Source organism: Streptomyces sp. Tu 2975 (genome assembly GCF_009832925.1).
In the GTDB taxonomy this organism is placed as follows: Bacteria; Actinomycetota; Actinomycetes; order Streptomycetales; family Streptomycetaceae; genus Streptomyces.
Genome location: NZ_CP047140.1, coordinates 4,782,531 through 4,807,337 on the forward strand (window position 1 = coordinate 4,782,531; position 24,807 = coordinate 4,807,337).

Annotated in this window: 22 protein-coding genes and 2 pseudogenes; 15 read left to right on the plus strand and 9 right to left on the minus strand. The window is 72.0% G+C overall.

Going from position 1 to position 24,807, the window contains the following annotated elements:
* The first annotated feature begins 17 nt into the window (after positions 1 to 17).
* From GLX30_RS21240 to GLX30_RS21255, 4 genes and pseudogenes are all read left to right on the plus strand, one after another.
* Positions 18 to 707: an aspartate/glutamate racemase family protein gene (locus GLX30_RS21240; protein WP_159691340.1), complete on the plus strand. Its 690-nt coding sequence runs from the start codon at positions 18 to 20 to the stop codon at positions 705 to 707.
* 189 nt (positions 708 to 896) lie between these two features.
* Positions 897 to 1,976, plus strand: a complete 1,080-nt coding sequence (locus GLX30_RS21245; RefSeq protein ID WP_159695157.1) for a GNAT family N-acetyltransferase — start codon at positions 897 to 899, stop codon at positions 1,974 to 1,976.
* Between the two features lie 63 nt (positions 1,977 to 2,039).
* On the plus strand, positions 2,040 to 3,404 hold the full coding sequence (locus tag GLX30_RS21250; RefSeq protein ID WP_244258234.1) for a glycosyltransferase: 1,365 nt from the start codon (positions 2,040 to 2,042) through the stop codon (positions 3,402 to 3,404).
* Positions 3,382 to 4,202, plus strand: a pseudogene (locus GLX30_RS21255) (polysaccharide deacetylase family protein). Before GLX30_RS21250 ends, GLX30_RS21255 begins: the two are co-directional and overlap by 23 nt.
* A gap of 14 nt (positions 4,203 to 4,216) precedes the next feature.
* Here GLX30_RS21255 and GLX30_RS21260 read toward each other — a convergent pair.
* The 7 genes from GLX30_RS21260 to GLX30_RS21290 all read right to left on the minus strand — a co-directional run bounded on the left by GLX30_RS21260 (position 4,217) and on the right by GLX30_RS21290 (position 11,788).
* A complete protein-coding gene (locus GLX30_RS21260) occupies positions 4,217 to 5,275 on the minus strand; it encodes a glycosyl hydrolase (RefSeq protein WP_244258235.1) in 1,059 nt (352 codons plus the stop codon).
* A complete protein-coding gene (locus GLX30_RS21265; protein WP_159691343.1) occupies positions 5,272 to 5,703 on the minus strand; it encodes a hypothetical protein in 432 nt (143 codons plus the stop codon). Before GLX30_RS21265 ends, GLX30_RS21260 begins: the two co-directional genes overlap by 4 nt.
* Positions 5,700 to 6,140, minus strand: coding sequence for a hypothetical protein (locus tag GLX30_RS21270; protein ID WP_159691346.1), 441 nt, complete (start codon positions 6,138 to 6,140; stop codon positions 5,700 to 5,702). The genes GLX30_RS21265 and GLX30_RS21270 overlap by 4 nt, the downstream gene beginning before the upstream one ends.
* Entirely contained in the window at positions 6,068 to 7,558 is a 1,491-nt protein-coding gene (locus GLX30_RS21275; protein WP_159691349.1) for a glycosyltransferase, read from the minus strand. Before GLX30_RS21275 ends, GLX30_RS21270 begins: the two co-directional genes overlap by 73 nt.
* Positions 7,555 to 9,477, minus strand: a complete 1,923-nt coding sequence (locus tag GLX30_RS35410; protein ID WP_244258236.1) for a lipopolysaccharide biosynthesis protein — start codon at positions 9,475 to 9,477, stop codon at positions 7,555 to 7,557. Before GLX30_RS35410 ends, GLX30_RS21275 begins: the two co-directional genes overlap by 4 nt.
* Positions 9,470 to 10,711: a DegT/DnrJ/EryC1/StrS family aminotransferase gene (locus GLX30_RS21285; protein WP_159695160.1), complete on the minus strand. Its 1,242-nt coding sequence runs from the start codon at positions 10,709 to 10,711 to the stop codon at positions 9,470 to 9,472. The genes GLX30_RS35410 and GLX30_RS21285 overlap by 8 nt, the downstream gene beginning before the upstream one ends.
* 171 nt (positions 10,712 to 10,882) lie before the next feature.
* Positions 10,883 to 11,788, minus strand: a complete 906-nt coding sequence (locus GLX30_RS21290) for an RNA polymerase sigma factor SigF (protein ID WP_159691352.1) — start codon at positions 11,786 to 11,788, stop codon at positions 10,883 to 10,885.
* 281 nt (positions 11,789 to 12,069) lie between these two features.
* Here GLX30_RS21290 and GLX30_RS21295 point away from each other — a divergent pair, with 281 nt between their 5' ends.
* The 6 genes and pseudogenes from GLX30_RS21295 (at position 12,070) to GLX30_RS21320 (ending at position 17,123) form a co-directional block, all read left to right on the plus strand.
* Positions 12,070 to 12,438 (plus strand): STAS domain-containing protein, encoded by a 369-nt coding sequence (locus GLX30_RS21295; RefSeq protein ID WP_159695161.1) that lies wholly within the window; start codon positions 12,070 to 12,072, stop codon positions 12,436 to 12,438.
* A gap of 165 nt (positions 12,439 to 12,603) precedes the next feature.
* A complete protein-coding gene (locus tag GLX30_RS21300; RefSeq protein ID WP_159691355.1) occupies positions 12,604 to 13,107 on the plus strand; it encodes an ATP-binding protein in 504 nt (167 codons plus the stop codon).
* Positions 13,108 to 13,241: 134 nt separating this feature from the next.
* Positions 13,242 to 13,901 carry a peptidase gene (locus GLX30_RS21305; protein ID WP_159691358.1) on the plus strand — a complete coding sequence of 220 codons (660 nt, stop codon included), beginning with the start codon at positions 13,242 to 13,244 and terminating at the stop codon, positions 13,899 to 13,901.
* A gap of 3 nt (positions 13,902 to 13,904) precedes the next feature.
* Positions 13,905 to 14,648 carry a hypothetical protein gene (locus GLX30_RS21310; RefSeq protein WP_159691361.1) on the plus strand — a complete coding sequence of 248 codons (744 nt, stop codon included), beginning with the start codon at positions 13,905 to 13,907 and terminating at the stop codon, positions 14,646 to 14,648.
* Positions 14,649 to 14,650: 2 nt separating this feature from the next.
* A complete protein-coding gene (locus GLX30_RS21315; RefSeq protein WP_159691364.1) occupies positions 14,651 to 15,733 on the plus strand; it encodes a hypothetical protein in 1,083 nt (360 codons plus the stop codon).
* A gap of 14 nt (positions 15,734 to 15,747) precedes the next feature.
* Positions 15,748 to 17,123: pseudogene (locus GLX30_RS21320) on the plus strand (hypothetical protein).
* A gap of 140 nt (positions 17,124 to 17,263) precedes the next feature.
* Here GLX30_RS21320 and GLX30_RS21325 read toward each other — a convergent pair.
* Positions 17,264 to 18,769 (minus strand): peptide MFS transporter, encoded by a 1,506-nt coding sequence (locus GLX30_RS21325; RefSeq protein WP_159691367.1) that lies wholly within the window; start codon positions 18,767 to 18,769, stop codon positions 17,264 to 17,266.
* A gap of 465 nt (positions 18,770 to 19,234) precedes the next feature.
* On the opposite strand from GLX30_RS21325, the gene GLX30_RS21330 reads away from it, so the two are divergent.
* Both GLX30_RS21330 and GLX30_RS21335 read left to right on the plus strand, forming a co-directional pair.
* Positions 19,235 to 19,912, plus strand: a complete 678-nt coding sequence (locus GLX30_RS21330) for a response regulator transcription factor (RefSeq protein ID WP_159691370.1) — start codon at positions 19,235 to 19,237, stop codon at positions 19,910 to 19,912.
* 12 nt (positions 19,913 to 19,924) lie between these two features.
* Entirely contained in the window at positions 19,925 to 21,193 is a 1,269-nt protein-coding gene (locus GLX30_RS21335) for an ATP-binding protein (RefSeq protein WP_159691373.1), read from the plus strand.
* A 23-nt stretch (positions 21,194 to 21,216) separates the two neighbouring features.
* Here the strand turns inward: GLX30_RS21335 and GLX30_RS21340 are convergent, their stop codons facing one another.
* Positions 21,217 to 21,738 carry a GtrA family protein gene (locus tag GLX30_RS21340; protein ID WP_159691376.1) on the minus strand — a complete coding sequence of 174 codons (522 nt, stop codon included), beginning with the start codon at positions 21,736 to 21,738 and terminating at the stop codon, positions 21,217 to 21,219.
* A 165-nt stretch (positions 21,739 to 21,903) separates the two neighbouring features.
* Between GLX30_RS21340 and GLX30_RS21345 the strand changes: the two genes are divergently transcribed.
* Genes GLX30_RS21345 through GLX30_RS21355 form a run of 3 tightly spaced genes read left to right on the plus strand, consistent with a single transcriptional unit; the run spans position 21,904 to position 24,782 of the window.
* The gene (locus tag GLX30_RS21345; RefSeq protein WP_159691379.1) at positions 21,904 to 23,043 is read left to right on the plus strand and encodes a 5-(carboxyamino)imidazole ribonucleotide synthase; all 1,140 of its coding nucleotides are present in this window, start codon (positions 21,904 to 21,906) and stop codon (positions 23,041 to 23,043) included.
* On the plus strand, positions 23,040 to 23,561 hold the full coding sequence (gene purE / locus GLX30_RS21350) for a 5-(carboxyamino)imidazole ribonucleotide mutase (RefSeq protein ID WP_159691382.1): 522 nt from the start codon (positions 23,040 to 23,042) through the stop codon (positions 23,559 to 23,561). The genes GLX30_RS21345 and purE overlap by 4 nt, the downstream gene beginning before the upstream one ends.
* A gap of 21 nt (positions 23,562 to 23,582) precedes the next feature.
* Positions 23,583 to 24,782, plus strand: a complete 1,200-nt coding sequence (locus GLX30_RS21355) for a dipeptidase (protein WP_159691385.1) — start codon at positions 23,583 to 23,585, stop codon at positions 24,780 to 24,782.
* The last annotated feature ends 25 nt before the right edge of the window (positions 24,783 to 24,807 follow it).

Sequence of the window (24,807 nt, forward strand, 5' to 3'; positions counted from 1 at the left end):
CATGCGACAGTGGGCGGATGCGAACCATCGGGCTGATCGGCGGCATGAGCTGGGAATCCAGTGCGGAGTACTACCGGCTGCTCAACGAGCTCGTACGTGACCGGCTCGGCGGGCTCCATTCGGCGCGATGCGTGCTGCACTCCGTCGACTTCGCGGAGATCGAGCAGCTCCAGACGGCCGGCGAGTGGGAGCGTGCCGGTGAGATCCTCGCCGCGGCCGCCCGAGGTCTCGAGGCCGCCGGCGCCGACCTGTTGCTGATCTGCACCAACACCATGCACAAGGTCGCCGGCCAGGTCGAGGCAGCGGTCCGGGTGCCGCTGCTGCACCTGGCCGACGCCACCGCGGACGCCGTCAAGGCCCGTGGTCTGACCCGCGTCGGCCTGTTGGGCACCGCCTTCACGATGGAGCAGGATTTCTACCGTGAACGCCTCGCCGGGCACGGGCTCGAGGTCCTCACCCCGGACGCCGAAGGACGCGCGCTGGTCCACCGGGTGATCTACGACGAGTTGTGCCTCGGCGTCGTACGGGACGAGTCCCGCGCCCGCTACCAGGACGTCATCGGCGAGCTGGTCGACGCCGGGGCGGAGGGCGTCGTCCTCGGCTGCACCGAGATCGAGCTGCTGATCGGCCCCGGCGACAGCCCTGTGCCGGTGTTCCCGACGACCAGGCTGCACGCGCTGGCGGCCGTGGAGGCCGCGCTGGCGTGACCCCGCACAAGAGCAGGGCGGCCGGCCCGAGCCGGGCGGCGGACCGCGGGGGCGCGCGGTCGAACCGGCACGCGTCAGAAGAAGCATGACGCTCCCTACCGTGTCGGTATTTCGGCCGGTACCGTCGCTCTCCTGGGGGCGAGCTTGTTGAAAGCTCAAGGGCAAGGCCGGGGGGTCGAGTTGAGCGATGTGCGGATCAGTGTCGTGACGCCGGGGGAGCTGGGCGCGCTCCAGACGGAGGCGTGGCGGGAGATGCGGGCGGGTGCGGACGCGCCCGCGAACCCGTTCATGGAACCCGAGTTCACCCTCGCGGTCGGCCGGGTGCGGGCACCGGCACGAGTAGCCGTGCTGTGGGAGGGCGGCGAGCCGGTCGGCTTCTTCCCTCACGAAAGGGGGCCGTTGGGCCGTGGCCGGGCCATCGGCCTCGGGGTGTCCGACTGCCAGGGCGCGGTCCTGCGGCCCGGTCTGGGCATCGATCCGCGCGAGCTGTTACGGGCGTGTTCGCTGGCGGCCTGGGAGTTCGACAACCTCGAGGCGGGCCAGAAACTGTTCGAACCGGACGCGGCCGACTCGTTCGGCTCGCCCGTCATCGACGTCTCCGCTGGATACGCAGCGTACGAGGAGCAGCTACGGGAGCGGTCGCCCAAGTTCCTGCGGACCACGCTCGCGAAGGAGCGCAGGCTCGGGCGGCAGGGGGGCGGCCTCCGGTTCGTCCTGGACGAGCGGGACCCGGGGGCCCTGCGGACGCTTATGTCCTGGAAGTCCGCCCAGTACCGCAGGACCGGCCGCAGGGACCGCTTCTCGCAGCGGTGGATCAGCACCCTGGTGCGGCAGCTGCACGAGTCGAGGGCGGCCGGCTGCCGAGGGACGCTCTCCGTGCTGTACGCCGGTGACCGGCCGGTCGCCGCGCACTTCGGGCTGCGTTCGCGCACCGTGCTGTCCTGCTGGTTCCCGGCGTACGCACCCGAGTTCGCCAAGTTCTCCCCCGGCCTGATCCTGCATCTGAGGATGGCGGAGGCGGCGGCCGGCGAGGGCATCGCGCTGCTGGACCTCGGCCGTGGGGCCGCCGAGTACAAGGACGCCCTCAAGACCGGTGAACTGCGCGTCCACGAGGGCGCGACCCTGCGGCCCGGGCCGGGGGCGGCGCTGTACTGGCTCGGCCGCGAACCGGTGCGTAGGGCCCATGGATTCGTCCGCGACCATCCGCGGCTCGCCGCCCAGGCCAGACGGACGCTGAACCGGATGGGCAGGCTGCGGGAGACCCGCTGACTCCGGACGCGGCCCGCGGGGCACGGCCCGGCAGCGCACCGTACGCACATCAGGGGGACACGCATGCTGAGCAGATCACTACGGCCCGCCCCGCCCGGCCTGCCGCGGCCGCCGGCGCCGATGCGGGTGGCGGAACTGGACCTCGACGGCCCCGACGGGCAGGTCCTTTCCTTCGGTCCTGCCCCGCCGGGGCAGGCGCGGGGACTGCCGGGTGCCCCGCTCCAGGCAGAGCCGGTGTCCGGCGCCGCGGACGTCGTCTTCGCGCTGGTCCGGCTGCGCGGGCGGCCCGTCGCCACCGTGGTGTGCCGCGTACCGCCCGGGCGCAGGGCCGTCGACGCCGTCGCCGTGGCCGCCCGCGCGCGGCTCGCCGGCCGGGAGCCGCCGGCCACGCCGCCGCACGGCGACCCGCCGCGTACCAGCGTCGTCGTCGCCACCCGCGAGGGCGCCGGGCGGCTCGCCCGTACCCTCGACTCGCTGCTCGCCCAGGACCACCCGGAGTACGAGATCGTCGTCGTCGACAACGCGCCCGTCACGACCGCCACCCGAGACCTCGTCGAGAACAAGTACGGCGGCTTGCGGACCGTACGCGTCCGGTACGTCGGCGAACCTGTGCCGGGCCTCGCCGTCGCACACAACAGGGGTGTCGCCGTCGCCGACGGCGCGGTGCTCGCGTTCACCGACGACGACGTGGTCGCGGACCCGCACTGGCTCACGTCGCTCACCGCCCCGTTCGCCGACGACCCGCGGCTCGGCTGCACGACCGGCCTGATCCTGCCCGCCCGGCTGGGCACCCCGGCGCAGATCCTGCTGGAGAGCCACGGCGGGTTCGCCAAAGGCTTCATGCCGCGGACGTACGATCCGCTGCGCCCGCCCGCCGACCAGCCGCTCTTCCCGTTCACGGCGGGCAGCTTCGGGTCCGGGGCCAACATGGCCTTCCGGGCCGCCGTGCTGCGCCGGCTGGGCGGTTTCGACCCGGCCACCGGCACGGGCACGCCCGCACGCGGCGGCGACGACCTGTACGCGTTCGTCTCCGTCCTCGCCACGGGGCACCGGCTGCGCTACACGCCGCAGGCGCTGGTGTGGCACCACCACCGTGAGACGTGGCGGGACGTGACCGGGCAGGCGTACGGGTACGGCGCCGGACTGACCGCCGCCCTGACCGCCCTGCTGGTCCGCCGCCCGGCGCTGCTGCCCGCACTGCTGCGCAAACTGCCGGCCGGACTCGCCCACGCCCGTGCGATCACAGCCTCACGGGAGGCCGGCACGGGCGGGATGCCGGGGCTGCACGGGGCCATGGAGCACCCGTGGCCGCGCCATCTGTCCCGGCTGGAACGCCGCGGGATGCTCACCGGCCCGCTCGGATACCTGCGGGCACGGCTGCGGCTGCGCGGCCTCGACATGCCCGATGTCGCCGCGGGGAGGCGCTGACATGCCGGACGCCGTCCCGGTGCTGCTCTACCACGCAGTCATGGACGATCCCCCCGCCTGGATCGCCGAATTCACCGTCACTCCGGCACAGTTCGGGGCGCATCTCGACGCCGTCGCGGCGAGCGGCCGCACCCCGGTCACCGTCGGCACGCTCGTGGACGCGCTCACCGGGGGCGGTCCGCTGCCGGCGCGGCCCGTCGTCCTCACCTTCGACGACGGCTTCGCCGATCTGCCCGGGCCGACCGCGGAAGCGCTCGCCGGCCGCCGCATGCCGGCCACCGCGTATCTCCCCACCGGCGCGCTCACGCCCGGCAGAACCAGCCTGCTGCCGCCCGCGCCGATGATGACCCTGTCCCGGGCACCGCTGCTGGAGCAGTACGGCATGGAAGTGGGCGCGCACACCGTGACCCATCCGCAGCTCGACACCCTGCCGCCCGCCGAACTGGGCCGAGAACTCCGGGAGGCGAAGGCCGACTTGGAGGACGTCCTGGGCCATGAGGTGACGCACCTCGCCTATCCGCACGGCTACAACAGCCGAGCCGTCCGCAGAGCGGCGGCGGCGGCGGGCTACACGTCGGCCGCCGCGGTGCGGCACGCGCTGAGTTCACCGGCCGACGAGGCGTACCGCATCGCCCGCCTCATCGTGCGCCGCACCCACACGGTTGCGGACGTCGAGGCCTGGATGGACGCAGGGGCGGTGTGCCCGTCGCGCCGTTCCGCGACGGGCTGCCGACGGTGGGCTGGCGGCTGTACCGCCGTGCCCGCGCGGTGGTGCGGGGACGGCAGTTCGCGGGCTGACCCCCAGGGCCGGCTCAGCCCCGTGGCACGCGCTGGCCGAAGTACGGGTCGGACACGGCGCGGCGCAGGGCCTGCCACGAGGACTCCCGCGCGAGCGACAGGTCGCAGCCCGGCCCGGGATCGCGGTGGTTCCACTGGAGCGCGGCCCGCACCCCGTCCAGTTCCCTCACCACGGCCGGGACCTCGGCGTACCACTCCGCCTGCGCGCCGGGGCGGGCCGGCTCGTCGGCCGTGCCGAACTCGGTGAGCATCAGGGGCTTGTCGCGGGAGATGTGTTCCCTGATCCACCGGTGGGACGCGGTCTGCGTCTCCTCGAAGCTCTTCCAGGACGTCCGGTGGCAGCGGAAGTAGTTGTACTGGTTGTAGCCGATCCAGTCGACGTACGCGTCGCCCGGATAAAGCCGCGGGAACAGTGCCGCGTGCCCGGTCCAGCCGGTGACGACCCAGGTCCAGACGACGTTCCGGACGCCCAGCTCACGGAACCGGTCGTGGATGTGGCGGTAGGCGGCGACGTACTCCTCCGGCGTCCCCGCGGCCGGGGTGCGGGTGTCCATCTCCAGGTCGAACGAGAGGAACACCTTCTTCCCGTACGCCTTGATCCGCCGCGCCTGCACGTCGACGACGCCCCGGTCGAGCTGCCCCGCCGCGATCTGCCGCCACGTCGGCTGCTGTTCCGGCCGGCCGTTCCACCACTTGCTCTCCCACGACAGCAGCAGCAACCGGTCCCGGCCGACACGCTGTTCCTGCTCGGTCAGCAGCCGGCCCTCGAGGCCGTCGGTGGACATGTCGTGGTAGGCGTACACGATGTCCAGCCGGCGTCCCAGCCGCTTCTCGTAGGCGAGGACCTTCTCCTCCAGGTCGGTCTTGTCGTGCCGGACATAGGCGCCGAACCAGGCACCGCAAGGAGGCACCAGCAGTTCGGTGGCGCGGCACCGGGGACTGTCGGGCGAGGGCGGGGCATTGTCCTTGGGGCCCGCGAAGGTGAGGGCGAGCACTCCGCAGAGCAGCACCGCGGACACCAGCGCCACCCAGGGCCGGCGATAGTGCCCCGGCACGGCGGCGGTGCCGGTCACGTGACGGACCCCTTCCGCGGCGGGGAGGCGGAACGGGCGGCCGGCGCACGGCCGGTGACCTGCGGACAGCACGCGGCGAGCGTGGTCGCCGCGGCCAGCAGGACCAGGAGCCGCAGTCCGCTGAAGGCGCCTGCGGCGAGCAGCGCTGTCGCGCAGAGGACCGCCGCGCTCACACTCAGGAAGAGCGCCAGCACGAGCTGCTCCAGCCGGTCGGAGTCGCGGGTGAAGCCGTCGTCGTGGGCGGCGGCGCCGTAACGGCGCAGGGCCGGCGCGCAGACGCGTACGACGGCGGCGCCGGGGCCCGCGAGGAGGAACGCGACGACGGGCAGTGTGCGTAGCGGCGAGGCGGCGGGCAGTGCGGTGGCGGCCACCGCGCACCAGCCCACCAGCGGCGGCAGCAGCCGGAATGTGAGCGACCCGGGTCTCATGGTGTGCTCCCTGTCGTGGGCCTGAGTGCGTAGACGACGCCGGCGCTGTTGCCGCCGACCCGCTCGAACAAGGGCGAGTCGGCGACGGACCGTTCGATGCGCCGCAGCTCGGCGGCGCTGAGCATGCCGTTCATCCCGGAGCTCGCGATCTGGCCCCTGGTGAGCAGGAAGTACGCCCGGCCGGGCGGGGCAACGCCCGCCATGTCGCGGGCGAGTGTGCCGGCCGGGTCGTCGAGGACCTCCCGCACATGGCTCTTGGCGTCCTCGAGGAACCAGTAGTGGCCGACCTCCCCGTACGAGGCGTACGCCAGGGGGTAGTTGCGGTGCGCGGCGACGACGAGTGAGCCGGACGGAGCGCCGTCGATCACCTGCCGGACGAGCTCCACCTCTTCCGGCGGGAAGTAGCTGAGCCGGTCCTTGCCCGCGTAGGCGGGCACGAACGCGGCGGTGAGCACGAGCAGCGCGGCTCCGGCGAGCACGGTCCGCCGCCGCCCGCCACGGGCCGGTACGGCAGCCGGGTCGTCCGGGGCGGCGCCGGCCGCCGCCGGGGCAGTAGGGCCGCTGCCGCGAAGAAGCACGCGCCTGGCAGCATGAACAGCAGCACCCGGAAGATCATTTCGCTGCCGTAGTCGTTCGCGACGAGCATCAGCAGCGGGACGGCGGTGAGCAGCAGCAGAGGCCGGGCCCGGGTCCGCAGCGCCGTCCGCCGCAGCACGCCGAGCGCGGCGAGCAGCAGCACCGCCCCCGACAGCAGCCGGGCCACCCACGACACGGTCACCGGGCCGGTCCCGGTCGGCGTCGACCCGTATCCCGTCTCCAGGTTGCCGCGCACGTCGCCGAAGGACCGGAGCATCTCGGGCACCGCCTCGCGCAGGAAGGGCAGCGAGACGGTCAGGTTCCAGGCCAGGAACACCACGGCCAGCACCGCCAGCGCGGGCAGCGCCCACGCGCGGTGGTCGCGGGTCAGGCACAGCGCGGCGAGCCCCGCCCCCAGCATCACCGGCGTGAGCTGGTGCGAGACGACGACGGCCGCGATCAGCGGAAGCAGCAGGACCGTCCACAGGAGGCGGCCCTCGGGCCGTGCGCCGTCCACGGTCCGGCCGCCGCGGCGCAGCACGACCGCGATCACACCGAGATACAGGGCGAGTGCGAGGGACTGCGGCGAGAAGTAGTCCTGGCCGACCCAGTTGGCGACCTGGAACAGCCAGATTGCCGTCCAGACGAGCCTGCGGTCCTGGGTGAAGGTGCGGTAGACGAGCAGGAGCGGAGCGAGCAGCAGCAGGCTCGAGAACAGCGGCCACCAGGCCATGAAGGCCGCCGCACTCTCCGCGCCCGTGAGCCGTACGAGCCCCGCCTGCGCGGCGAAGAAGCCCGGCCACTGGTCGTAGACGGCCATGTCACCGAGCCGCTCCGCCGTCGTCTCCAGCCGGCCGGCGGACAGCAGATGCTCCACGACGGCGTCGTGCTTCCACGCCCACGCGTACAGCGCGGTCGGGTAGACGAGCGCCTGGGTGGCCCGCTCGAGCAGCAGCAGCACCAGCACGTACGCCGCGGGCCACCCGCCGCCGCGCGCCGGATCACGCACGCAGTACCAGAAGCCGCCGGTCAGCAGCGCCAGGGCCGCCCAGTACGTGACCGGCAGCGCACCGACCAGCCCGAAGTCGCCGAGGCCGGCCGGGTCGGTGCGCAGTACCGAGTGCGTCCACAGGGCGAGCGCGCCCGCGAGGGGCAGCGCCGAGCCCCAGGGCACGCGCCGGCGCACGTCCACGGCGTCGGCGGCGGGCGGGCCGGACGTCTCCGCCGTGGGTCCGGCGTCCGAGGTGACGGGCAGGTGCACGCTTTTCCCCCAGGTCATTCGATACGGCGGTGCCGGCGACGGTGCCCGCGCAGCAGAGCGAGAACGAGCACCACGCAGAGCAGGGACAGTTGCGACGGGAGCAGGACGGCGTCGAGCTGCTCCCGCAGGACCCGCCCGCCGGCGAGGAGCAGCAGCAGGACGGCCCATCGGGCGACGCCCGGCAGCGGGACGAGCCACAGGATCACGAAGACGGCACAGAGGCACAGAAGTTGCCCGGCGGCGGACCGCGGACCGTTCCACGGCGCGGTGTGCAGTGCGGCGAACGTGGCGAGCAGCCCGCCGCCGAGCAGCGCGGGCTGCGGCGTCGGCAGGGCGGCGGCCGCCACCTGGACGACGAGGAGCAGCGAGAGACCCGTCAGGCTCAGCGCCGGCAGGGCCCACGGCCAGTCGACGTGGCCGGCGTCCGGCCGGTGCGCCAACGGCGTCCAGAACAGCCCCGCGCCGAACCCGAGGAACAGCCACAGCACGGTCACGGCCCACTCGTCGCCGACGCGTGCACGGACCCGGGCCGCCCGGACGCGGAGCCCGGGGCGGGGCGGGCGTGCGCCGGCGAGGGTCGCACGCAGCCCCGGCACGCACACCAGCGCCATGGCCGTCATCGACAGCAGCACCGCCCAGCCGGCCCCCGCGATCCCGGCCGGGCCCAGCAGCAGCGCCGCACTGCCGAGGACCAGCACGCACATGGCGGCCTGGAGCAGGGCCAGCACGCCCGTACGCCCCTGGACCCGCAGGATGCCGATGTACAGCTCCACGGCGACCCGGGGCAGGGCCGCCGCCGCCAGCAGCCGCAGCACGGTGGTGCCGTGCGCCGCGTAGTCCTCGCCGAAGGGCGCGAGGATCTGCGGGGCGAACACGACGAGGACGGCCACGACAGGGACGAGCAGCATCGCCATCCGGCGAAGTGCGCCGCGCACCCCGGCGGCCAGGGTCTCCGGACTGTGCGAGGCGTGCGCCGTCAGCGAGGAGGCCATGTTGATGGCCATGAACTCCATCGTCCCGCCGACGGTGTAGGCGATGTAGAAGAAGCCGTTGTGCGCGGAGCCGAAGCTGACGGCGACCATCACCGGCAGCAGGTTGATCATCGCCAGGGAGAACAGCGAGCCCACCGAGTCGCCGGCCAGGAAGCGGCCGATGTCGCGCAGGTTCGGCGGCTCACGGTCGTGGTCGGCCGCCGCCTGCCGCGGGATCAGCCGGCGAAAGACCATCCAGCCGAGCGGCAGGACGGAGAGGGCGATCGCGACGGCCCAGGACACGAAGATGCCGAGCACCGGCAGTGCGCCGGCGAACACCACGAGCAGCAGCAGCTTGCCGACGGAGAACACGGTGTTGCCGACCGGCACCCACACGGCTCTGCGCAGGCCCGTGAGCACGCCGTCCTGGAGGGTGAGCAGCGCCCAGCCGATGCAGGACGCGGTGAAGACGGCTCCGGCGGCCAGGCCCCCGAGCGGCGCGTACGAGGGGCCCCACAGGTCCAGCGTCAAGAGGAACGCGACGGACGCCAGGCACACGACGAGCGAGCTGAGCGCGTACGCCCGCCGCACCAGCGGCCCGGTCCCGCGTCCGGCCCGGGGCACGTACCGGACGACCGCGCCGATCATGGTGGTGGCGGTGAGCGACGAGAGCAGCCGCATCGCGGCGATGGCGGCCGACCCCTGTCCGACGGCCTCCTGCGTGTAGTGGCGGGCGGCCACCAGCCAGAAGCCGAGACCGAGCGCGGCGGACACCCCGGTCGAGAGCATGAGCGCGTAGGCGTTGCGGAACAGCGAGTCACCGGCGCCTTTCCCCGGTGTGCCGGTGTGCGGCTCCCGCGCCGGAGGGTCGCCGGCCGCCTTCTCGCCGCCGCCCGGCCGGGCCTCGAGGAGCGGCACGGCCGTCGCCGTGTCCGCGCCCTCGCCCGTGCCGGGGGCGTCAGGCACCGGCATCGCCCTGGCGGGGCGGTCGCAGGGCGGTCAGGGAGGGGCCGGGGCGGCGAAGGACATGGGGCGGGACACGGGCCGGCGTCCGGGTGGGAGCCGTCTGCGGCGGCCTGGCAGGACGTATGCCGGCACGCTCCAGGACGGCCGCGGCCTGGCCGGCCCGCAGCGGATCGACCGGCAGGGCGTGGCGTGCGAACCACGACGCCGCGGCGGGGGCGGGCGACGGGTCCGTGAAGCGGTCGCCGGCGTACCGGTCGAGCGGTGGGTCGTACAGGTAGCCCACGGTGATCCGGTGCCGGGCCAGCGCCGTCGTCGCGGCCGCTCGGTCCTCCACCAGGAGCGGCACCCGGAACAGCGGCTGCGCGGGGCCGGGCCGGGGAGTGGCCCACGGAGTGTCCAAAAGCCTTCGGGTGCCCGCGAGATGGGCCGCGAGCCGCTCGTCGAGGCGCGCCAGAAGCCGCTCCGTGCGCCGTAACCTCAGCCGGCCCGGCACGAGTCGGTAGCTGTGCATGTCCACCCGCGCCCAGGAGTCGAACGCGTCGAGCGACGGGGACCGCGTGAGCGCACGCGCCAGTTCGTCCGGGCGCAGCGCCATCCGGATGCCCGTACGCTCCTCGAGGCCGAACAGCCGTAGCGCCGCGCGTGCCGTTCCGGACAGCCGCAGGGCCCGCAGCCCGGCCTCCGCGTGCGGCCGCAGCCCGTAGGCGAGCTCCGCGGACAGCCGCGCGGGTGCGAGCAGCGCGTCCCTGGCCCGCGTCAGCTCCTCACGCAGCGCGGGGTCGGCGACGGCGAGGAACCCGCCCGTGGCGGCGCCGGTGTGCTTGGAGAGGCTGAAGACGGAGGCGTCACCGAAGCCGCCGACGGGCCGTCCGGCCAGCACGGTGCCGATGGCGTGCGCCGCGTCCTCCAGCAGCGGGATGCCCGACGTGTCGCAGCGCGCGCGCAGTTCGGGGGCGGGGTCCGGGTTCCCGTACAGGTTCGTGGTGAGGACGGCGGAAAGGCCCCGCCACACGGATTCGGGGACGGCGTCGGTGTCGATGGTGCCGTCGTCCGCCCGCAGCGGCGCCTGTACGGGCCGCAGGCCGGCCGCGAGCACCACGAAGAAGATCACGTCGTCGTTGACCGGCGACATCAGTATCCGGCCGCCCGGCCGGCACCAGTGACGCAGTGCCACATAGAGGCCGAGACGGCATGACGGCACGTACAGGCACTCCCTGCCCAGACGGCGGCGCATCAGCTCTTCGAGCGGTGCGTACGCCTGCGGGCAGCCCTCCCCAAGAGCCATGTGTTTCCCCCCACTTGCCCCTGGGTCAATGTGGACCAATCAGGACTGCCCCGTCAATAACGGGGAAGGGCCCATTCCTTGACGGAATGGGCCCTTCCGAGGGCATGTGAGGTGGTCCGCTCACTCCTCCAGCGTCAGGCCCTTGCGGAGCCTGCGGAGGGTCCGGGACAGCAGCCTGGACACGTGCATCTGCGAGATGCCGAGCTCTTCACCGATCTCCGACTGCGTCATGTTGGCGACGAAACGCAGGGAGAGGATCTGACGGTCCCGCGGCGGCAGGCTCGCGATCATCGGCCTGAGCGACTCGACGTACTCGATGCCTTCGAGCCCGTGGTCCTCGTAGCCGATGCGGTTGGCGAGAGCGCCTTCGCTGTCGTCCTCCTCCGGCTGGGCGTCCAGCGAACTCGCGGTGTACGCGTTGCTCGCGGCCATGCCTTCCACGACCTCGTCCCGCCCGATGTCGAGCCGCTTCGCGAGTTCGTCGACGGTGGGGGCGCGGTCGAGCTGCTGGGAGAGCTCGTCACCCGCCTTCGCGAGGTCCAGCCGCAGCTCCTGGAGCCGGCGCGGCACTCGCACCGACCAACTGGTGTCGCGGAAGAAGCGCTTGATCTCGCCGATGATGGTCGGCATCGCGAAAGTGGGGAACTCGACGCCGCGGCTGAGTTCGAAGCGGTCGATCGCCTTGATCAGGCCGATCGTGCCGACCTGGATGATGTCCTCCATCGGTTCGCTGCGGGTGCGGAACCGTGAGGCGGCGAACTTGACCAGGGCGAGGTTCAGTTCGACGAGGGTGTTGCGGACGTACGCGTACTCGTGCGTGCCCTCTTCGAGGGACTCGAGGCGTGCGAAGAGCGTCTTGGACAGTTCTCGCGCGTCCACCGCTCCCACCTGTTCGAACGGCGGGATCTCCGGAAGACCCTGGAGGGCTTCGAGGCCCGTGGCCTGTTCGTCGGTGGGGGTGGACAGTGTCGACGGCGCGGTGGTGGTTCGCGATGCGTCGAGCCGGGGTGACATGGTCTCCTCCATCGTTCTCGGCATATGGCTGCCGAAGCCCATACATGCTGCTGCGGTGAGCGGCGCCTCCAAAGCCGGCCGTGTTGGTTGTGTCCCTACTAGCCCTACCCGGTCCGACACGACGATCGCAAGTGGCATATCAGCATGATGTCCGTATTATCGGTTAGTTCGGCTACCGGTGTTCGCGCGAAGGGCGTAGGGTTCGACGGGCGTCAGCGCTGTCCGTCGACGGTGCCGACGTGATGTACGACACGGTGGGCGACACACTGAACGACACGGCGAAAAGGGACGGCATGGACCGCGAGACGGTCGGCAGCGTCAATCGGGGCCGGCTTCAGGTCGAGGTTCGGACCGAGGGCCGCAGCGAAATCGTGAAGCCGGTGGGTGAGCTCGATCACCACACGGCGGACCTGCTGCGCGTGCCCTTGGAAGAGGCGATCGAGAGCGGTCGAGTACGTCTGGTCATCGACTGCTCGCAGCTCGAGTTCTGTGACTCCACCGGACTCAACGTGCTGCTCGGTGCCCGGTTGAAGGCCGAGGCCGGTGGCGGAGGGGTCCATCTGGCCGGGATGCTGCCGGTGGTGGCGAGGGTCTTCGAGATCACGGGGGCCGATGCGGTCTTCACCGTGCACGACTCCGTCGAGGCGGCCCTGGTCCGCTGACGGACCGCCCTGTTGCCCGTGTCACGCGGGCCGGATCCGCTCAGTGGGTGTTGTCACGGGCCGGTCGGGCAGGAGAACCCCCGCAGAACGTTGAACGCCCAGCACTCTGCGTATTTGAGACCATGGCGAACTGGTGAATCGGTGAATCGGTGAGGTGAAGCGCTGATGAGCACCACCCGGCAACAGCAGCCGGGCGACGCCGGCCCTGAGCCGGGTGGCGCCGGCGCGGCGCCGGCCGTCCCCGCAAGCGGGGTCTCCGGCGGCGCCGTGCGCAGCCTTCCCCTGCGCGCGGCCAGTGGCATCGTTCCCCTCGCCCGGGACTTCACGCGGCAGGCGCTCTACGACTGGGGCTGGCTGCCTGCCGCGACGGCCGACCGCAGAGCCGCCGCGGAGGACGTTCTTCTGGTCGTCTCCGAGCTGGTCACCAACGCCTGTCTGCACGCGGACGGGCCGGAGGAACTGCGCGTCGGCTGCGACGGCAAAGTGCTGCGCCTGGAGGTCACCGACCGGGGTGCCGGACAGCCGGCGCCGCGCACCCCGCACCGGGCCGGGCGGCCCGGGGGGCACGGCATGTTCATCGTCCAGCGGCTCTGCATGGACTGGGGCGTCGTCAGAACGCCCGGCTCTCCGGGCAAGACGGTGTGGGCGGAGCTCGCCGCACCCGCGTGATGCCGCCGTTCCGGACCCGCTGAAAGAGCACGCCGATACGGCGTGCTCTTTGTCTTCCCTCCCCAAGGCCCCGGGCGTACCTTGAGCGCCCGATCTGATGTGTCGTCAGTTGACTGCGGCCGAGGGGACCCGACGTGTCGTACCGGAAACGAACAGCTCTCGCCCTTGCGGCGGCGGTGGCGGCCCCGGCGGTGCTGCTGACCGCCCCCGCCGCGCACGCCGCCGTCGTGGACGTCGACTACGAGTGCAGAACCCCGATCGGCCCGAAGGGCGCGGTGTCGCCCATCGACATCAAGGCGGTCAGGAACGGCGGCGCGTACAAGCTCACGATGTCCTTCCAGAAGGGCGTCTCCTCCAGTCCGGTCGAACTGGGCAAGGGCGCCATGAACCCGAGCGCGGTCATCGAACTGGGCGGCGCGGAGACGGGCGAGGTGCGGGTGTCCGGCCCGCCCAACGCCGCGGCAGTGCCCGCAGAGACCCCGATCAAGATCAACGACCTGTCCGGTACGTACACCCCGAAGAAGAGCGGCAAGGTCACCTTCACGGCCGGGGTGCTGACCATCAAGGCCCTCGGCACGACCACGACCTGCACGCCGAAGAACAGCCCCCGGCCCTCGCTCGAGCTCGACGTCACGGCGGCGGGCGGCGCCACGGGCGGCGGGTCGTCGGAACTGCCGAAGACCGGGCCCCTGGACTCGGCGACGGCACTGGGCACGCTCGGCGGCACCGTACTGCTGACCGGGGCGGCGGGCGTCCTCTGGCTGACCCGGCGCGGCGGCCGGACCGCGGGCTGAGCCGTGCGGGCCGCCCTCGCGCTCGTACTCGCCCTGGCCGCGCCCCCACCCGGCGCCGCCTGGGAGCCGGGGCGTGCGTACGTGTACCTGGAGGGCGCCCCCGGCGCGGTGCTCGAGGACCGCGTGTCCCTGACCAACCCGGGCACCGAGGCGCTCACGGTGGAGGTGAAGGCACTGCCCGCCCCGGCGCCGTGGATCGCATTCGCCGCCGACGAGGTGACGATCCCGGCCCGGACCCGGGCGGAGATCCCTTTCACCGTGACAGTCCCGGCGAACACACCACCGGGTGAACAGACCGCGACGATCACGGTGTCGGCCGGCGGCCGCACGGAGCCGATCCGCGTCCACCTACGGGTGAGCGGCCCGAAGGTCGCCGCCCTCACCGTCGAGGACGTGTCGTTCTCCGGCGGTCTCGTCCACTACACCGTCGTCAACCGCGGCAACACGCCCCTGTCGCCACGCGTCTCGCTGCGCGCCGACGGCCTCTTCGGTGCTCCGGTGGCCCGCCGCGCCCACGAGGTCCGTCCACTGCCGCCGGCACAACGGGTCGCGCTGACCGAAAGATGGGACCCACCGGCGCTGGACCGTGTCGAACTGCGCCTGGACGTCACCGCGGCGGGCGGCGTGCACGCCGACGCGACGGTGACGAAGACCTTCCTTCCCTGGCCGGCCCTGCTGCTGACGCTGTTGCTGCCCGTGCCGTGGTGGGTCCGTGTCCGCCGCCGGTCCGAAAGAGCAGGAGGCTGACGATGCCCTCCGTCCGCCGCGCCCTCGCGGTCGCACCCGCAGCGTTCCTCCTGCTCTCCGCTCTGCTCTCCGCTGCTCCCGCGGCGGTCGCGGACCCGTCCCCGCCTCGCGTCGAACTGTCCGCCCCCCAGGCCGGCAAGGGCCGGGACATCACCGTCAGCGGCAGCGGCTGGCGGCCCCGTACCCTGCTCATGCTGCTCGTCTGCGGCCGGGCCACCCCCGCCAGGGGGGTGGTCGGCGGCACCAACTCGTGCGCCAACGCGGACGGCCGCGCTGTCACCACCGGCGCCACCGGGTCGTTCACCAAGAAGGTGCCGGTCGCGGAACCACCCGTACCCTGCCCCTGCGTCGTCCATGTGGCCACTGTCATGGGGGAACAACAGGCTGTCGATGCCGTGTTCGTGGTCGCCGGTCACCCCACCGCCCCGCTTCCCGAACAGGCCGGCGGCGGCAGGCTCGCGGTGCTCACGGCGACCCGCCTCGAGGGCGATTCGGGGCTCCTCGTCTTCTTCGGCGCCCCGCCCGCCCGCACTCTCGAGTTCACGGTCGGAAACCTCGGCACGGACCCCGTCCAGGACCCCGTCTTCCAGATCGGCACGGCACACGGGCTGTTCGCCCCGCAGTGGGAGGAACAGCAGTGGCGCGGCACGGTGCGGCCCGGCGAGAAGGCACGGATCACGCTGCCCGTGCAGCTCCCCGCCGGGGCGCACGGCGACTACTCGATCTCGGTCAAGTACGGCACGAAGGTCCTCGCCGAGCAGCCCTGGGGCGTGCCGAGGCCATGGGGCGTGACGGTGTTCTGGGTGCTGCTCGCCCTGGTCGTGCCGGCCGCCCTGTTCCGTATCGGTATGGCGGTCGTCGACAAGGTCCGGCCGCCGGACCCCCGTCATGCCCGCCCGTCCCGACGGCGAGGCGCCCCTGCCACGGCCACCGCCGACGGCACCGCGAGCGACACGGCGGCGGCGCTGCCGTGGCTCATGCCCGACGCCGCGCCCTCCGCCCCTGGCGCACCGCCTACAACGTCCGCACCTTCCGCACCTTCCGCACCTTCAGAGAACCGGCCAACGACGAAGGGACTTTCGTGAGTACGCAACGGAGGATGAGCGCGGCCGGAGTCGCGCTGATGCTCGGCGGAGCGGGGATGCTGCTGGCCGCGAGCCCGGTACAGGCCGCAGAGGTCTCGTACGCGACGGAGTGCATTCCGCCGCCCATCTCCGGTCTGCCGCCCGTGCAGGGCACCACCAAGGTGCAGATCACCGCGCCCTCGGAGGCGAAGGTGGGCGACGAGGTCGAGGTGGTGTGGAAGACCGTCCAGGCGGCGTCGAAGAACCCGGACGTCCTGGACCTGGCGAAGGACACGGTCAAACCGACCGGCACGATCACCCTGGGGGGCGCCGCGAGCGGCGAACTCAAGGCGGAGGGCCCGCGCCAGAACCCGCCGATCCCGAAGAACAGCCCGATGGTGCTTCCCGACATGAAGGCCATGCTGAAACTGGAGAAGGCCGGCGAGATCACGCTGACGCCGGGCGCGTACGGCATCAACGTCTCGAAGCCGATCTCGACGGACACCAAGTGCGCACCGAAGGAGACGGTCCTGCCCGGCGCGACGATCAAGGTGACGGACGGCCAGGGCGGCACCTCCGGCGGTACGAGCTCGGGCGGCACCACCTCCGGGGGCAGCAGCTCGGGAGGAACCACCACGGGCGGAACGACCAACGGTGGCTCCGACTCCGGGGGGACCACCTCCGGCGGCAGCAGCTCCGGCGGAACGACGTCCGGAGGAAGCAGCTCCGGAGGAAGCAGCTCCGGCGGCACCGACCCGGGCCCCACCGACTTCGAGGGCAAGGAGATCGAGGTCGCCTACGCCTGCAAGACCCCGATCGGCGACAAGGACGCCGTCTCCCCGGTTCGGATCAACGCCAGCAAGAACGGCGGGAATTACGACCTGACCGTGAAGTTCTCCAAGTCCGTCATGGACAGCCCCGCCGACATCCCGGCGGACTCCGTGAAGCCCTCCATGGAGGTCCGGCTCGGTGGAGCCGACAAGGGCTTCGTCCACGTCGAGGGGCCGACCAACAAGGAGCCCGTCAAGTCGGGCGAGCCCATCGAGATCCCGGATCTGACGGGCACGTACAAGCCGGGCGCCACCGGCAAGGCGACGCTCGGCCCCGGCGTGCTGACGGTCGAGGCGCTCGGGACGACCACGACCTGCACCCCGCCGGCAGGCGTCCCGTTCTCGCTGGAGCTGGACACCTCGGCCCAGCCCGGCGGGGCCTCCGGGGCACCACCACGGGCGGCGGCACGGCCGGCGGCGGGACGGGTCCGTCCGGCGGCAGCTCCGGCGGCCTCGCCCAGACCGGCGCGGAGGACACCGGCGCGCTGCGCGCCCTCGCCCTGGTCGCCGGCACGGTGATCCTGCTCGGGGGCGCGGTGTTCACCTTCACCCCGTGGCGGCGCCTGCGCGGCCTGCGCTGAGCCCCGGCTCGGATCGACGCGTCCGCTTCGTCGGGACCAAGGAGCGGGAAGCGCGAACGGCGGGAGGCCGGCACGAAGTCTCCTTCGTGCCGGCCCTCCCGCCGTTGCGCCGGGGCCGGTCCGCCGACCGGCCGGTGGCGCTACTTCACATCGCCCATGAGCGCGCGGATCTTGCGGCCCGCCATCATGAACGTCAGTCCCGCGGCGACCGCGATGACCGCCCACAGGGAGTAGTACATGGCGTCGCCCAGCGGCTTGTTGAGCTTGGTGGTCCAGCCGTTCAGCGCGTTGCCCGTCGCCGTGGCCAGGAACCACAGACCCATGATCTGGCCGACGAACTGCTTCGGCGCCAGCTTCGTCGACAGCGACAGGCCGACCGGGGACAGGCACATCTCACCGATGGTCTGGACGAGGTAGACGCTCAGCAGCCAGAAGACGGTGACCTTGCCGGTGTCGCTGTTCGCGGCCGCGGCGCCCGCCAGGCCCATGATCGCGAAGGAGCCGCCGATGAGGAGCATCGCGAGAGCGAACTTCATCGGAGTGCTGGGCTCACGGTTGCGCTGGGCGAGCTTGACCCACAGCGTGGCGAAGATGGGCGCCAGCACGATGACCATGGCCGGGTTGACCGACTGGTACCACGACGCCGGGAACTCCCAGCCGCCGATCATGCGGTCGGTCTTGCCGTCCGCGAACAGCGTCAGCAGCGAGCCGGACTGGTCGTAGATCATCCAGAACAGGACGGCCGTGGCGAAGAACCACACGAACGCCTTGATCTTCGGCCTGTCCTGGGCGGTCAGCGCCGGGTTGCGGAACATCGAGATGAAGTAGATGACCGGAACGGCGATGCCGAGCACCGCGAGCACGTTCACGATGTGCTCGACGTCATAGGTGCCGAGCACGATGTCGGCCAGCAGGGCGGCCACGGCGATGCCGGCCCACAGCAGGACCTTGCGCAGGACCGTGCGCTTCTCCTCCGGCGTCGCCGGGGTGCCCGGCTCCTTGCCGACGTCGCCGAGGTGACGACCGCCCAGCACGTACTGCACGACGGCCAGGGTCATGCCGATACCGGCGACGGCGAAGCCGAGGTGCCAGTCGACGTTCTCACCGAGGTAGCCGACGACCAGCGGGGCGGCCATGCCGCCGATGTTGATCGCCATGTAGAAGAGCGTGAACCCGGCGTCGCGGCGGGCGCTGGACTGACCCTCGTACAGACCGCCGACCATGGCCGAGATGTTCGGCTTCAGCAGGCCCGTACCGGCGGCGATGAGCGCGAGGCCGGCGAAGAACGCGGTGTCCGAGGGGAGTGCCAGGGTGAAGTGGCCGAGGGCGATGACGATGCCGCCGACGAGAACGGCCTTGCGGGCGCCCCACAGACGGTCGGCGACCCAGCCGCCGGGCATGGCCGCCATGTAGACGACGGCGTTGTACACGCCGTAGATGGCGGCCGCGAGAGCCTCGCGGTCCTCGAGCCGGCCGTCGAGGACTTCCGCGACCAGGTAGAGGACGAGGATGCCGCGCATCCCGTACCAGGAGAAGCGCTCCCACATCTCCGTCATGAAGAGAGTGGCCATACCGCGGGGGTGGCCGAAGAAGGTCTTCTCGCCGCCAGGAGTGCTGGCCGAGTCCTTCGTCAGGCTGGACGCCATGGTCGATCCTTGCTCGCTCGGGACGCGGCGCTTCGTGAGCGGTACGCGCCCGGTGGGGGGAGGCCGGTACCGGTACGGTCCGGCCCGCGCCCGCGAGGACAGGGCCGGAAGAGATCCGTACCGGGATCCGCGCCCCGAGCGCGTGGTGGCGCCGGGGCCCGGCCAACAGGTCATTCACTGCGTCGGGTCGGGGCTCGAAACGACCGGAACGGTACCGGGCCGACCTTCGGACAGAAAAGAGACCCTTGGTGCGCACGGCAGCCAAAGGTCCCCGAGTTGTACTACGGGCGTCTCGCCACCATACGCCACGACAGTGCGGTATATGAAAGGACTTGAGACATGGATCACAGGTGAACGTGGAACCGTCTTCCCTGAATCGAAGGTCGTAACCAGAATCGCACCCCATAGCCGCAGGCATTGTGGATCAAGCCCCGTGGCCCGTGGCCCGCGGACTACCATCACCCCATGACCCGTGTACTGCTCGCCGAGGACGACGCATCCATCTCGGAACCGCTGGCCCGCGCGCTGCGCCGCGAGGGGTACGAGGTGGAGGTACGCGAGGACGGCCCGGCCGCGCTCGACGCGGGACTCGCGGGCGGTGTGGACCTCGTGGTGCTCGATCTCGGTCTGCCCGGCATGGACGGCCTGGAGGTCGCCCGCCGGCTGCGTGCGGAGGGCCACACGATCCCGATCCTGGTGCTCACCGCCCGCGCCGACGAGGTGGACACCGTCGTCGGCCTCGATGCGGGCGCCGACGACTACGTCACCAAGCCGTTCCGTCTCGCCGAACTGCTCGCCCGGGTCCGGGCCCTGCTGCGGCGCGGCGCCACCGAGCCCGCCCCCGCCCCCGCCACCCACGGCGTCCGGATCGACGTCGAGTCGCACCGCGCCTGGATGGGCGACGAGGAACTCCAGTTGACGGCCAAGGAGTTCGACCTGCTGCGGGTCCTGGTCCGGGACGCCGGCCGGGTCGTCACCCGGGACCAGCTGATGCGCGAGGTCTGGGACACCACCTGGTGGTCGTCCACCAAGACCCTGGACATGCACATCTCCTGGCTGCGCAAGAAGCTGGGCGACGACGCGGCGAACCCTCGCTACATCGCCACCGTGCGCGGCGTCGGCTTCCGCTTCGAGAAGTCCTGATACTCGAACACCATGCGCCGCCGTCTGATCACCTCCACGCTCGCCGTGGTGCTCGTCGTCATCGCCGTCTTCGGCGTCTCCCTGGTGCTCGTCGAGACGCGCACCATCACCAGCAGCGCCCAGGAGAGCGTCGACTCCGACGCGCTGCGCCTCGTCAGCATCGTGGAGAGCCGTCTGGTGGGCGGCGAGCCCGTCAATCCGGACATTCTCGCCGAGCAGGGCGACATCACCCGCTACGCGCTGATCGACATCCCCGGCCGGGGCCCCATCGAGATCGGCGAGCCCCCCTCCGGAAGCGTCATCCGCGGCACCGCGGAGGGGGAACGGAGCACCACGGTCACCGTCGAGGAGTCCCGCTCGTCCGTGACCCGTGAGGTCGGCCGGTCGCTGATGATCATCGCCGCGGTGGCGCTGCTCGCCGTCGTCGCCGCCGTGCTGCTCGCCGTACGCCAGGCCAACCGCCTCGGCTCACCGCTCACCGATCTCGCGGAGACCGCGGAGCGTCTCGGATCCGGCGACCCCCGCCCCCGCCACCGCCGCTACGGGGTGCCCGAGCTGGACCGGGTCGCCGATGTGCTCGACGCCAGCGCCGAGCGGATCGCCCGGATGCTCACCGCGGAGCGGCGGCTCGCCGCGGACGCCTCCCACCAGCTCCGTACGCCGCTGACCGCGCTGTCCATGCGGCTGGAGGAGATCACGGTCACCGACGACCTGGAGACCGTGAAGGAGGAGGCCAGCATCGCCCTGACCCAGGTGGAGCGGCTCACCGACGTGGTCCAGCGGCTGCTGACGAACTCCCGCGATCCGCGTACCGGCTCCGCCGTGGTCTTCGACCTGGACGAGGTGGTCAAGCAGCAGCTCGAGGAGTGGCGCCCGGTCTACCGCAGCGCCGGCCGGGCCATCGTCTGCTCGGGCCGGCAGGGCATGCGTGCCGTCGGCACGCCCGGCGCCGTGGCGCAGGTGCTCGCGGCCCTGATCGAGAACTCGCTGATGCACGGCGGGGGCACCGTCGCGGTGCGCACCAGGGCGACCGGCAACCAGGCGGTGGTCGAGGTGACGGACGAGGGGCCGGGGGTACCGGGGGACCTCGGGGCGCGGATCTTCGAGCGGACCATCAGCGGCCGCAACTCGACCGGCATCGGCCTGGCCGTCGCCCGTGACCTCGCGGAGGCCGACGGCGGCCGGCTGGAGCTGCTCCAGCAGCACCCGCCGGTCTTCGCGATCTTCCTGAGCAGGGTGGCGAAGAAGCGCAAGGACGAAGAGAAGCCGACGATCCGATAGCCCCGGCCGCCGGGCCCGTCCGTTCAGCGGCCGACGCGGTGCCGCACCGGCTCGGGCTCAGGGCGTCGCTGCTCGAGGAACGATTCGGCGCTCGGCAGGGGGCCCCGCGCGGGCAGCGCCCGGAAGACCCAGCTGCGGTACGACCAGAACCGGAACAGCGTCGCGACGCCGATCCCGAGGAACTTGAACACGTTGCTCTGCAGCGGGGTGTCCCAGCCGAAGCCGTACGTGGCCGTGTACAGAATGCCGTTCTCGATCACCAGGCCCACGGCGCTGAACAGCAGGAACAGCGTCAGTTCCTTGGTCCGCCGGCTCTTGTCGCGGTCCCGGTACGTGAAGTAGCGGAACCCCACGTAGTTGAACGCGATGGCGACGACGGTGGCCAGGACGGACGCCCGGACCACCGGAACCTCGGTGACGTGCCGCACGAGGTTGAAGACCGCGAGATTGACGAGGAGCCCTGCCCCGCCCACCGCGCCGAATTTGGCGACCTCCCGGATGAGCTGGTGCAGCTGCCCCCGCAGCCTTCCGCCTCGTTCACTCATAGTGAGAGTCCAGCCTCATCAGATCGGCATGTGTGGTCACCGTCATGCTAACCAGCGGCTCACTGTGATGCCTGTGGGCAGTGAGGAGGATGTGTCGCCCGTTACAGGGCACTGTCGGAACATACGGAAGTCGGGGCCCACCGACTGGGCGGATACCCTAGGAGAGTGACGTTCCCGGTAGTCGGCATGGTCGGCGGCGGTCAGCTCGCCCGCATGACCCATGAGGCGGGTATCCCCCTCGGCCTGAAGTTCAAGCTCCTCAGTGACACCCCTCAGGACTCAGCGGCCCAGGTGGTGAGCGATGTCGTCGTCGGCGACTACCGCGACCTGGACACGCTGCGTGAGTTCGCGCGCGGCTGTGACGTGATCACCTTCGACCACGAGCATGTCCCGATCGAGCACCTGCGGGCCCTCGAGGCGGACGGCGTCGCCGTCCGGCCGGGGCCCGACGCGCTGGTGCACGCCCAGGACAAGGGGGTGATGCGCGCGCGGCTCACGGAGATCGGCGCGCCCTGCCCCCGCCACCGCATCGTGGCCGACCCGGCCGATGTGACGGCGTTCGCCGAGGAGACCGGGGGCTTCCCGGTGATCCTCAAGACCGTGCGCGGCGGGTACGACGGCAAAGGCGTCTGGGTGGTCCGCGCGGAGAAGGACGCCGAGGCCCCGTTCAAGGCGGGCGTGCCGGTCCTCGCGGAGGAGAAGGTCGACTTCCGGCGCGAGCTCGCCGCTAACATCGTCCGCTCCCCGCACGGCCAGGCCGTCGCCTATCCGGTCGTCGAGTCGCAGCAGGTCGACGGGGTCTGCGACACCGTGATCGCGCCCGCGCCGGACCTCGACGCGGAGCTGGCCGGCCAGGCGCAGGAGCTCGCCCTGCGGATCGCGAAGGAGCTCGGCGTCGTCGGCCACCTCGCCGTCGAGCTGTTCGAGACCGCCGACGGGCGCATCCTCGTCAACGAGCTCGCCATGCGCCCCCACAACTCCGGCCACTGGACCCAGGACGGCGCGATCACCTCGCAGTTCGCCAACCACGTCCGTGCCGTGCTGGACCTGCCGCTGGGCGATCCCCGTCCCCGTGCCCCGTGGACGGTCATGTGCAACGTTCTGGGCGGTGACTACCCGGACATGTACGCGGCCTATCTGCACTGCATGGCCCGGGACCCCCAGCTCAAGATCCATATGTATGGCAAGGACGTGAAGCCCGGCCGCAAAGTGGGGCACGTCAACACGTACGGCGACGACCTGGCCGACGCCCTGGAGCGCGCCCGCCACGCCGCCGGCTACCTGAGAGGGACGATCACCGAATGAGCCCGGTCGTTGGCATTGTCATGGGGTCCGACTCGGACTGGCCCGTCATGGAGGCGGCGGCGCAGGCGCTCGACGAGTTCGAGATCGGCTACGAGGTCGACGTCGTCTCGGCGCACCGTATGCCACGCGAGATGATCACGTACGGCGAGCAGGCGGTCGGCCGCGGACTCAAGGCGATCATCGCCGGCGCCGGGGGAGCGGCCCACCTGCCGGGCATGCTGGCCTCGGTCACCCCGCTGCCCGTCATCGGCGTCCCGGTCCCCCTGAAGTACCTCGACGGCATGGACTCGCTGCTGTCCATCGTGCAGATGCCGGCCGGCGTGCCCGTCGCCACCGTCTCGGTCGGCGGCGCGCGGAACGCCGGACTGCTCGCCGCCCGCATCCTCGCCACGCAGGACGCCGAACTGCTGGCCCGCATGCGGGAGTTCCAGCAGGAGCTCAACGACCAGGCCACCGACAAGGGCAAGCGGCTGCGCGCCAAGGTCGCGGGCGCGGAGTCCTTCGGCTTCGGAAAGTAGGACGCGGGGAAGCAACAGGCAATGGACACCCCCACGGAACTCCTCGAGCGGGCCCGCGAACTGCTCGCCGCCCACCCCGTCGTCGACGGTCACAACGACCTTCCCTGGGCGCTGCGGGAACACGTCCGCTACGACCTCGACCGCCTGGACATCGCGGCCGACCAGCAGGGCCGGCTCCACACCGACATCCCCCGGCTGCGCGCCGGCGGGGTCGGCGCGCAGTTCTGGTCCGTCTACGTGCGCAGCGACATGGCCGGCGACACGGCCGTCAGCGCGACACTGGAGCAGATCGACGTCGTCGACCAGCTCCTCGAGCGCTACCCCGCGGACCTCGCCCGCGCACTGAGCGCCGACGACATGGAGATCGCCCGGGGCGAGGGCAGGATCGCCTCGCTCATGGGCGCCGAGGGCGGCCACTCCATCAACAACTCGCTCGCGACGCTGCGCGCCCTGTACGCGCTGGGCGTGCGCTACATGACGCTCACGCACAACGACAACATCGCCTGGGCCGACTCCGCGACCGACGAGCCCGCTGTCGGCGGCCTGTCGGCGTTCGGCCACGAGGTCGTTCGCGAGATGAACCGCCTCGGCATGCTGGTGGACCTGTCGCACGTCGCAGAGACGACGATGCGCCACGCGCTCGCCACGTCCGCGGCGCCGGTGATCTTCTCCCACTCGTCGGCCCGCGCGGTGTGCGACCACCCCCGCAACATCCCCGACGAGGTGCTGGCCCTGCTGGCGGCCAACGGTGGCGTGGCGATGGCGACGTTCGTACCGAAGTTCATCCTGCCCGCGGCCGTCGAGTGGACCCGGGCGGCCGACGAGAACATGCGGGCGCACGGGCTGCACCACCTGGACACCACGCCCCAAGCGATGAAGATCCACGCGGCGTTCGAGGCGGCGAACCCGCGGCCGGTGGCGACCGCCGCCACGGTCGCCGACCACCTCGACCACATGCGGGAGGTCGCCGGCATCGACCACATCGGCATCGGTGGCGACTTCGACGGCACGGCCTTCACCCCGGCCGGCCTGGACGACGTCGCCGGCTACCCGAACCTGGTCGCGGAGCTGCTGCGCCGCGGCTGGTCCGACGCCGACCTGGCGAAGCTCACCTGGCAGAACGCCGTCCGCGTGCTGCGGGCGGCCGAGGACGTGGCCGCCGACCTGCGGGCGACCCGCGGCCCGTCGGTCGCGACGATCACCGAGCTCGACGCGCTCTGAGCGGTACGGGGTGCGCGGCCGCGGG